The sequence below is a fragment of the Providencia sp. PROV033 genome (genome assembly GCF_028484855.1).
In the GTDB taxonomy this organism is placed as follows: domain Bacteria; phylum Pseudomonadota; class Gammaproteobacteria; order Enterobacterales; family Enterobacteriaceae; genus Providencia; species Providencia alcalifaciens.
The window spans coordinates 1-5833 of sequence record NZ_JAMPSW010000144.1 but is presented as its reverse complement, the minus strand read 5'-3'; the positions used below and the strand labels follow the sequence as shown (position 1 = coordinate 5833).

Sequence of the window (5833 nt, the reverse complement as noted above, 5' to 3'; positions counted from 1 at the left end):
AAAAAAAACCAAACGAATGAAGCCGTTAATGCCCCAGCCGTGAACCATGGGCGCAACTGACTTTCTAATTGACCACCAACACTACCTAATACCACAAAAGTATCTAAATACACATGAGGGTTAAGCCAAGTCACGGCAAACAACGTCACGACCACTTTCCATCGTGTCATCATCTTACGTTCTAATTGCAATACTGCGTCATCTGGCGTCATTGCTGTGCGAAATGCCTTATAGCCATACCACACTAAAAATGCGACTCCCGCCCAAGTAATCAGTGCCATTAATAGCTCAGATTGACTTAATAACGCGCTGCCACCAAAAACCCCCGCAATAATTAAAATCGTATCACTTAATGCGCATAATAATGCACTCATCAAATGAAACTGCTTTCGGCTACCTTGTTGTAAAACAAATGCATTTTGTGGACCTAATGGCAATATCATTGCAGCCCCTAAAAGAGCCCCCTGAAAATAAATCGTAAACATGCAAATTTTCCTAATAATTATTCAGATTATCTGCACAGAATAATATCCACGAAAAATCATTAGTGAAAACGATTAACTCTAATAGGGCATAAGAAAGGCTAATACAAATTCATAGAGAGAAATTTGAAATAAGATTACCTATATTCTGGGAATAAAAATGGCGTAGTTTTTTAGTCTACGCCATTTTTCATGGTACACATGATGAGTTATTCAGCAGAAATATTTTTCACACTAGGATTAACTTGATGAAGGTGAACATCCATTTGTGGGAATGGAATTCCAATATTGTGCTGATCTAATGCACGTTTAAAGTTTTCCATTAAATCCCAGTAAACAGGCCACGTATCACCATTCGTGGTCCAAAAACGCACTAAATAATTCAATGAAGAAGGCGCCATTTCATTTAAACGGATAGTGACACCTTTATCGTGCAGAATACGTTTGTCAGCCGCAACAATATCACCTAAGACTTTTTTAACCATATCAATATCTGAGTTATAAGCAACGCCCACCATGATATCTTGACGGCGAAGTGGCTCACGGGTCACGTTAATGATGCTGTCCCCAATGATTTTACCATTTGGGATAACAACGATACGGTCATCCGCCGTTTTTAATGTGGTTGAGAAAATTTGTACGCTTTGGACAGTACCGTCAATCGCACCAATCTTCACAAATTCACCCGCTTTTAATGGTCTAAATACCACCAGCAAAACGCCTGCAGCAAAGTTACCTAATGAGTTTTGTAATGCTAAACCAACCGCTAAACCGGCGGCACCCATTACCGCGATGACAGAGGCAGTTTGTACGCCAATTTTGCCCAGCACAGCAATTAAGGTAAATGCCACAATGGTATAGCGAGCAATAGCAGATAAAAATTCGCTAACAGTGGAGTCAATTCCTCTCATTGTCATCACGCGATTCAAACCACGGCTAACCCATTTAGCAATCATCAACCCCACAATTAAAATAACAAGTGCGGAAACGATATTGACGACATACTGGACTAGCAGATCCTGATTTGCCACAAACCAATTCGTTGCATCATTCAATGCGCCTGTAACATCATCAGTATTCATATGTATATCCTTTTCGATCAAATTTAGACTAGGAAAACTCGCTCAATTCAATTAACAATCTCAAAAATCATGAGTAAATAATTGAATAACACGCTTAAAATAATAGCTATAAATCATCAAAATATAAAATTAATCGATAAATAAAATACTTTTTATCGATTTTCGATAACAAATTCACGATAGTCATCTAGCATATCGAAGAAGTCATTGATACCGCAAAAGGCAATGCTTTCATTATCATAGTAACTCATTCCTTCTTCTAACCCATCGGTCTCAAACGCTAACTGATTCGCACGGATCATGACTTCCTCATCATCGAGAATCAGTGTGTATTCGTGACCAATAAACTCCCACTGCTTTTCACTGCCTTTAATCAGTTCATAATTATCTGCGATAGTATCCAGTAAACTGAGGTCGTTTTTAATTTCCTCGTTTAGCCAATAACCAATAGCTTCATGATCCATTGAAAATTTTGCGGTAATACTTCCTGTAATATCCTTTAAAAATTGGTAGTCCATATGCAATACCTCACACTTTGCGTCTTTGAATTAAGTATAACGCGAGTCAAGCGGGTTTGCTTAGCGCTATTACGAGCTGTCAGAAGAATATTTCAGTATGGAATTATTGCACTACACAAATATGCTTATTCAATTAAAATTAACTATACCTCTTCGACTCGGTAATAAGGACTTCAATGATTAATCGCGTAGACCACCTTGTTTTAACCACCACTAATCTTGATACCTGTCTTGATTTTTACCAGCGTATCTTAAAAATATCTGTGATCACGTTTGGTGAACAACGTTACGCATTACAGTTTGGTCAGCAAAAAATAAACATTCACCAATATGGAAAAGAGTTTGAACCTAAGGCTCACTTACCCGTGCCAGGGTCACTGGATCTCTGTTTTATTAGTGATATACCGCTTCTCGATGTGCAAAAACATCTTGAACAACAGGATGTAAAAATTATTGAAGGACCTGTACAACGCACTGGCGCTACAGGCAAAATTTTGTCGTTATATCTCCGAGATCCCGATTTAAATTTAATCGAAATTTCTCAATATATTTAGCATCAACCTATTTATCCCTCTGTATTTTTCACGTAGAAATAGAAAACCCCAATAATTGAATTAACAACTATTGGGGTTTAATTAATATAACCGCGATTAATCAATCATTAAACAGCAGTTTGGAAGATCACTCCATCCGCTTTCTCAGTGTACTGATCCAGTCGATCAAAGTTCAGATAACGGTATGTGTCTTCCGCAGTCTCATCGACTTTATTCATAAACTGTTGATACTCAGCAGGTGTTGGCAAGCGACCTAATAGGGAAGCCACTGCGGCTAACTCCGCTGATGCCAAATAAACATTGGCACCTGTACCTAAACGGTTCGGGAAGTTACGCGTAGACGTGGAAACAACGGTTGCGCCATCTGCCACTCGAGCTTGGTTCCCCATACACAGTGAACAGCCCGGGACTTCAATACGAGCCCCACTCTTACCAAATACGCTGTAGTAACCTTCTTCCGTTAGCTGCGCAGCATCCATCTTCGTTGGTGGCGCAACCCACAGGCGAGTTGGTAATTGACCTTTATGGGAATCCAGCAGTTTACCTGCCGCACGGAAGTGACCGATGTTAGTCATACAAGAACCGATAAATACTTCATCGATTTTTTCATTCTGAACATCAGACAGTAAACGTGCATCATCTGGGTCATTTGGCGCACACAGAATTGGCTCTTTGATCTCATTAAGATCGATTTCAATCACTGCCGCGTATTCTGCATCCGCGTCACCTTCCAGTAACTCAGGGTTAGCAAGCCAGTTTTCCATCCCTTTGATACGACGTTCGATGGTACGGCGGTCGCCGTAACCTTCCGCGATCATCCATTTCAACAGAACGATGTTGGATTGCAGGTATTCAATGATTGGCGCTTTATCCAACTTGATAGTACAACCCGCAGCTGAACGTTCTGCTGACGCATCCGCTAATTCAAATGCTTGCTCAACTTTCAGCTCAGGAAGACCTTCAATTTCCAGAATACGGCCAGAGAAAATGTTTTTCTTACCTTTTTTCTCAACAGTCAGTAATCCATCTTTAATCGCATACAGAGGAATAGCATGAACAAGGTCACGTAATGTAATACCCGGTTGCATTTGTCCTTTGAAGCGAACTAATACGGACTCTGGCATATCCAGAGGCATAACACCGGTTGCAGCAGCAAAAGCCACTAAACCAGAACCTGCTGGGAATGAGATACCAATTGGGAAACGGGTATGCGAGTCACCACCAGTACCAACAGTATCTGGCAATAGCATACGGTTTAACCAAGAGTGAATAATACCGTCGCCCGGACGCAGAGAAACCCCACCACGGTTCATAATAAAATCAGGTAGTGTATGGTGTGTTGTCACGTCTACTGGTTTTGGATACGCCGCCGTGTGACAGAATGACTGCATCACTAAATCCGCAGAGAATCCTAAACACGCTAAGTCTTTCAGCTCATCACGAGTCATTGGACCCGTTGTATCTTGTGAACCGACAGACGTCATTTTAGGTTCACAGTATTCACCAGGGCGAATACCTTGACGACCGCATGCGCGACCGACCATTTTTTGTGCTAATGAGTAACCACGATTACTTTGTGCAACAGGTTTTGCAAGACGGAACATATCCGTTGCACCTAAACCTAATGCCTCGCGTGCTTTTGTGGTTAAGCCACGACCGATGATTAGAGGAATACGACCACCAGCACGAACTTCATCGATTAACACATCCGTTTTTAATTCGAATGTTTCTAACAATTCGTTAGTTTCGTGATTACGAACTTCACCTTTATATGGATAGATATCAATCACATCGCCCATATTCAGCTTAGAGACATCCACTTCAATTGGCAGTGCTCCCGCATCTTCCATTGTGTTAAAGAAGATTGGTGCAATTTTTCCGCCCAGCACAACTCCGCCACCACGTTTATTAGGCACGAATGGAATATCATCGCCCATAAACCACAGAACCGAGTTCGTTGCTGATTTACGTGAAGAACCAGTACCAACAACGTCACCCACATAAGCCAGCGGGAAGCCTTTTTTATTCAGTTCTTCGATTTGTTTAATTGGACCTACGTTACCCGCTTCATCAGGAACGATGCCATCGCGTGCGTTTTTCAGCATGGCTAAGGCATGCAGAGGAATATCTGGTCGCGACCATGCATCTGGTGCAGGAGATAAGTCATCCGTGTTGGTTTCGCCAGTCACTTTAAAGACCGTCACGGTCATTTTTTCAGCTAATTCAGGACGCTCTTTGAACCAATCTGCATTCGCCCATGATTCAATCACTTGCTTAGCATGCGCATTTCCCGCTTTCGCTTTTTCTTCTACATCATAGAAATTATCGAACATCAGTAGAGTGTGGGAAAGTGCTTTCGCTGCGATGGCTGCCAATTTGGCATCATCAAGAGCTTCGATTAGTGCGTGAATATTGTATCCGCCCTGCATGGTACCTAGCAGTTCAATGGCTTTTTCAGGGGAGATCAGAGGGGAGGATGTTTCGCCTTTTGCGATCGCGGCTAAAAATCCAGCTTTAACGTAAGCTGCTTCATCAACGCCAGGTGGGACACGGTTGGTCAGCAGGTCTAACAAGAAATCTTCTTCACCTTTGGGTGGGTTTTTCAGTAACTCGACTAGTGCAGCTACTTGTGACGCATCTAATGGCTTAGGGACAATCCCTTGAGCGGCACGCTCGGCTACGTGCTTACGGTATTCTTCTAGCACGACGTTCTCCTCGCTTCTTTGTTATTTATATACCCGGCTGTCTGCACCATCCTGAAAAAAATTATCATCCGGTGCCAGGTCAGAGGAATTTGCTCACATAATCTCAATGGCGATAAAATTATGTCCAGCTTCGGGCAATCAGCATAGCAGAATTTAAACGTAATGTTAATTCATTCACAAGAAAGTAACATTCTTCTGCTAACTTAACCCATTAACAAACTTTATAGGGCAATTTTTAAGCTTGAAACATCATAATCCATTATAAACATCCATTAAGACCCTACTTTTTATAATCCATTTCATGGCTGAAAGCACTCTAATTAGTGTCTTTTTTCATCCCTTATCACAAATTATATTTAATAACTCATTTTTACTTATCTGACTAATTGATAAGGCAAATCATTGCGATTGGTTTAAAATTTTTTAATGGATTTTATGGGGTTTATTGGTCTTTTTAGTTCAACCAAATTGCTGAGGGGAACCAATAAAAAA

At 41.2% G+C, this 5833-nt stretch carries 5 protein-coding genes; 1 reads left to right on the top strand and 4 read right to left on the bottom strand.

Annotated features, from left to right (window positions below):
- From PSF16_RS16310 to PSF16_RS16300, 3 genes are all read right to left on the bottom strand, one after another.
- Positions 1 to 485: LysE family transporter (locus tag PSF16_RS16310; RefSeq protein WP_272689685.1), on the bottom strand; the 485-nt coding region annotated here is incomplete at its 3' end.
- Positions 486 to 691: 206 nt separating this feature from the next.
- Positions 692 to 1564, bottom strand: a complete 873-nt coding sequence (gene mscS, locus PSF16_RS16305; protein WP_006658029.1) for a small-conductance mechanosensitive channel MscS — start codon at positions 1562 to 1564, stop codon at positions 692 to 694.
- A gap of 152 nt (positions 1565 to 1716) precedes the next feature.
- Positions 1717 to 2082, bottom strand: coding sequence for a YacL family protein (locus PSF16_RS16300; protein WP_006658028.1), 366 nt, complete (start codon positions 2080 to 2082; stop codon positions 1717 to 1719).
- Positions 2083 to 2258: 176 nt separating this feature from the next.
- On the opposite strand from PSF16_RS16300, the gene PSF16_RS16295 reads away from it, so the two are divergent.
- Positions 2259 to 2636 (top strand): VOC family protein, encoded by a 378-nt coding sequence (locus PSF16_RS16295; RefSeq protein ID WP_272689684.1) that lies wholly within the window; start codon positions 2259 to 2261, stop codon positions 2634 to 2636.
- 107 nt (positions 2637 to 2743) lie between these two features.
- On the opposite strand, the gene acnB is transcribed toward PSF16_RS16295, so the two are convergent.
- On the bottom strand, positions 2744 to 5341 hold the full coding sequence (gene acnB / locus PSF16_RS16290) for a bifunctional aconitate hydratase 2/2-methylisocitrate dehydratase (protein WP_006658026.1): 2598 nt from the start codon (positions 5339 to 5341) through the stop codon (positions 2744 to 2746).
- Positions 5342 to 5833 lie beyond the last annotated feature (492 nt).

Bases quoted from the DNA above. Each gene is read 5' to 3' on its own strand.
- mscS (WP_006658029.1), bottom strand. From the start codon at position 1,564: ATGAATACTGATGATGTTACAGGCGCATTGAATGATGCAACGAATTGG.
- PSF16_RS16300 (WP_006658028.1), bottom strand. From the start codon at position 2,082: ATGGACTACCAATTTTTAAAGGATATTACAGGAAGTATTACCGCAAAA.
- PSF16_RS16295 (WP_272689684.1), top strand. From the start codon at position 2,259: ATGATTAATCGCGTAGACCACCTTGTTTTAACCACCACTAATCTTGAT.